The sequence below is a fragment of the Nitrospirillum iridis genome (genome assembly GCF_014205765.1).
In the GTDB taxonomy this organism is placed as follows: Bacteria; Pseudomonadota; Alphaproteobacteria; order Azospirillales; family Azospirillaceae; genus Nitrospirillum; species Nitrospirillum iridis.
On the sequence record NZ_JACIIZ010000042.1, the window covers coordinates 1 to 3,618 of the forward strand.

Annotated in this window: 4 protein-coding genes; all 4 read left to right on the forward strand. The window is 71.3% G+C overall.

Features of this window, described 5'->3' with window-relative positions; translation table 11 throughout:
• Positions 1 to 1,917: conjugal transfer protein TraG (locus FHS74_RS30015; RefSeq protein WP_184807947.1), on the forward strand; the 1,917-nt coding region annotated here is incomplete at its 5' end.
• Positions 1,918 to 1,919: 2 nt separating this feature from the next.
• Positions 1,920 to 2,405 carry a conjugal transfer protein TraG gene (locus tag FHS74_RS30020; RefSeq protein WP_184807948.1) on the forward strand — a complete coding sequence of 162 codons (486 nt, stop codon included), beginning with the start codon at positions 1,920 to 1,922 and terminating at the stop codon, positions 2,403 to 2,405.
• Positions 2,398 to 3,414, forward strand: coding sequence for a P-type conjugative transfer ATPase TrbB (gene trbB / locus FHS74_RS30025; RefSeq protein ID WP_246463481.1), 1,017 nt, complete (start codon positions 2,398 to 2,400; stop codon positions 3,412 to 3,414). The genes FHS74_RS30020 and trbB overlap by 8 nt, the downstream gene beginning before the upstream one ends.
• The gene (locus FHS74_RS30030; protein ID WP_184807949.1) at positions 3,411 to 3,557 is read left to right on the forward strand and encodes a TrbC/VirB2 family protein; all 147 of its coding nucleotides are present in this window, start codon (positions 3,411 to 3,413) and stop codon (positions 3,555 to 3,557) included. The genes trbB and FHS74_RS30030 overlap by 4 nt, the downstream gene beginning before the upstream one ends.
• Positions 3,558 to 3,618 lie beyond the last annotated feature (61 nt).

Genomic DNA, 3,618 nt, shown 5'->3' on the forward strand with positions numbered 1-3,618 from the left:
GGCGTCTGGCTCGCCACCCAGTGGGTCGCCTGGCGCTTGGGCCATGCCCCCGCCTTGGGCCGGCCCTGGTTCTTCCTGGGCGCCAGCCCCGTCTATCGCCCTGAGCTGTTTTTCTTCTGGTGGCTGCGCTTCGACGCCTACGCTCCGCGCGTCTTCCTGGTTGGCGCCTGCATCGCCAGTGCCGGCGGCGTCGGCGCCCTGCTGGTGGCCGTGGTTGGCTCCACCCTGCGGGCCCGTGCCGCCGGTCAGGTGGCCACCTACGGGTCAGCCCGCTGGGCGGTGGCCGAGGAGGTGCGCGGTGCCGGCCTGCTGGCCGATGCCGGGGTGATGCTGGGGCGGATGGGGCGACGCTACCTGCGCCATGACGGGCCGGAGCACGTCCTGGTGTTCGCGCCCACCCGCAGCGGCAAGGGCGTCGGGCTGGTGGTGCCCACCCTGCTGACCTGGACCGAGAGCGTCCTGGTCCATGACCTCAAGGGGGAGAACTGGACGGTTACCGCCGGCTGGCGCTACCGGTTTTCCCACTGCCTGCTGTTCGACCCCACCAATCCCCGGTCCGCCGCCTACAACCCGCTGCTGGAAGTGCGGCTGGGGGCTAGTGAGGTCCGCGATGTTCAGAACGTCGCCGACATTCTGGTCGATCCGGATGGCGCGCTGGAGCGGCGGAACCATTGGGAGAAGACCAGCCACGCCCTGCTGGTCGGCATCATACTTCATGTCCTCTATGCCGAGGCGGACAAGACGCTGGCCGGCGTGGCGGCCTTCCTCTCCGACCCCGCCCGGCCCATCGACCGCACCCTGCGCGTCATGATGCGGACCAAGCACCTGGGCGACCGGGTGCATCCGGTGGTGGCCCAGGCGGCGCGGGAGCTGCTGAACAAGTCGGAGAACGAGCGCAGCGGTGTGCTGTCCACCGCCATGTCCTTCCTGGGCCTCTACCGCGACCCGGTGGTGGCCAAGGTGACCGGGCGGTGCGACTGGCGCATCACCGACCTCATGGAGGGCGAGCGGCCGGTGTCGCTCTACCTGGTGGTGCCGCCCTCCGACATCAGCCGCACCAAGCCGCTGATCCGCCTGGTGCTGAACCAGATCGGCCGCCGGCTGACGGAGCGCCTGGACAACCCCGCCCGGCGCCGGCGCCTGCTGATGATGCTGGACGAGTTTCCAGCATTGGGCCGGCTGGATTTCTTCGAGACGGCGCTGGCCTTCCAGGCGGGCTACGGCATCCGCGCCTTCCTCATCGCCCAGTCGCTGAACCAGATCCAGAAGGCCTACGGCGAGCACGACGCCATCCTGGACAACTGCCACATCCGGCTGTGCTTCGCCACCAACGACGAGCGCACGGCCAAGCGCATCTCCGACGCCCTGGGCACGGCCACCGAGCAGCGGGCCATGAACAACTACGCCGGCCACCGCTTGGCGCCCTGGCTCAGCCACCTGATGGTGAGCCGGCAGGAGACGGCGCGCCCCCTGCTGACGCCGGGCGAGGTCATGCAACTGCCGGCCACCGACGAGTTGGTCATGGTGGCGGGCACGCCGCCCATCCGGGCGCGCAAGCTGCGCTATTACGAGGAGCCGCAACTGCGCGACCGTGTCCTGCCGGCGCCGGCCCTCAACGACAACTTCTATCCCGATCGCCCCCCGGGCCGGCCCGACGACTGGTCCGGCCGGGCGGCCCTGGGAGATCCCACCGGTCCCGGCGGCGGCGCGGGCGGTGCCGATGGCGAGGAGGGCGGCATCCGGCAGGAGCCAGAGCTTGCCGGTCATGAACAGGCCCCTCCGCCCCTGGACCCCACCGATGAGTTTGCCGTGGCCGACGACGGGCCCGATGACGAGGGGCCGCGCCAGCGGGTGATGGCCAGGCTGCCCATCGCCCGGGCGGCGGCGCTCGACCCCGATGACGGCATGGGGCTGTGACCATGAAAAGCCGCCTCAACTGCTATTTCGATCCCAAGCTGGCCGACCAGCTGACCGAGCTGGCCCTGCGCCAGGGCGTGCACCGGTCGCAGCTGGTGGAGGCGGCGGTGGCCTCCTTCCTGTCGCCCGATGCCCTGGACCGGCGCGAGGCCGCCTACGCCCGCCGGTTGGACCGCCTGTCGCGGCAGCTGGAGCGGGTGGAGCGCGACCTGACCATCGCCATCGAGGCCCAGGCGCTGTTCGTGCGCTTCTGGCTGTCGGTGACGATGCCCATCCCCGCCGAGCACCAGGCCGCAGCCAAGGCCCAAGGCACCCAGCGCTACCAGAACTACATCGCCACCCTGGGCCGCCGGCTGCAGCGCGGCGAGAGCCTGGTGCAGGAGATCAGCGTCGAGATCTGGCCGGAGCGTCCCCAGGCCGCCAGCCCGGACAGGGCGGACGCCGAACCGGCGCCAGACGATGAACCGGCGGAGGCGGCCCATGTCTGACGGTCCCACCCTGATGGCCGCCCGCACGGTCCGCATGCTGCGCAGCGCCCTGGGGCCGCTGCTGGCCGGCCTGCTGCGCGCGCCGGACATCGTGGAGATCCTGCTGAATCCCGATGGCCGGCTGTGGGTCGACCATCTGTCCGCTGGCCTGGCCGATACCGGTCATCGCCTGTCCACCGCCGATGGCGAGCGCATCATCCGCCTGGTCGCCTCCTGCGCCGGGGAGGAGGTGCATGGCGGCCGACCCTCCATCTCCGCCGAACTACCCTTGGATGCCGATGGCCAGGGCGGGGAGCGGTTCGAGGGCCTGTTGCCACCGGTGGTCACCGGCCCCACCTTCGCCATCCGCAAGCCGGTGGCCATGGGCCTGGGCTTGGACGATTACGTCGCCGCCCGGGTCATGACCGCCCGCCAGGCCGCCACCTTGCGCGCCGCGGTGGCCGAGCGCTGGAACATTCTCATCGCCGGCGGCACCGGCACGGGCAAGACCACGCTGGCCAACGCCCTGTTGCGGGAACTGGCCCGGACGGGCGACCGCATCATCCTGATCGAGGACCGGCGGGAACTGCGCTGCGACGTGCCTAATGTGGTGCCCTTGCGCACCCGCCCGGGTGTCATGGGCATGGGAGACCTGGTGCGCGCCAGCCTGGCCCTGCGCCCCGACCGCATTCCCGTGGGCGAGGTGCGCGGCCGCGAGGCCCTGGACCTATTGAAGGCCTGGGGCACCGGCCATCCCGGCGGCATCGCCACCCTGCACGCCGGCTCCGCCCCCGGCGCCCTGCGCCGGCTGGAGCAGCTGGTGCAGGAGGCGGTGGTGACCGTGCCCCGGCCCCTCATCGCCGAGACCATCGACCTCATCGCCGTCCTGGCCGGCCGGGGCCCGCAACGACGCCTGGCCGGGCTGTGGCGTGTCGCCGGCCTCAAGGGCGATGACGGCTACGCCCTGGAACCTCTGGGCGCCGGCCCGCTGGCGCTACCCACCCCTCATCCATCGGGAGACCCGTCATGAAGCGTTTTCCCCTGCGCTGGTCCCTGGCCATCGCGCTGTTCTTGCCCCGGGCGGCCCTGGCCGCCGGCACCAGCATGCCGTGGGAGCAGCCGCTGCAGCAGATCCTGGACTGTGAATCGGCGTGGAATAAGGACCCCGTATGAGGGGTGATCGGCGTCCAATCGGGACCCCTTTTGTGCGGGTTCATACTGGCTCCCATGGCAA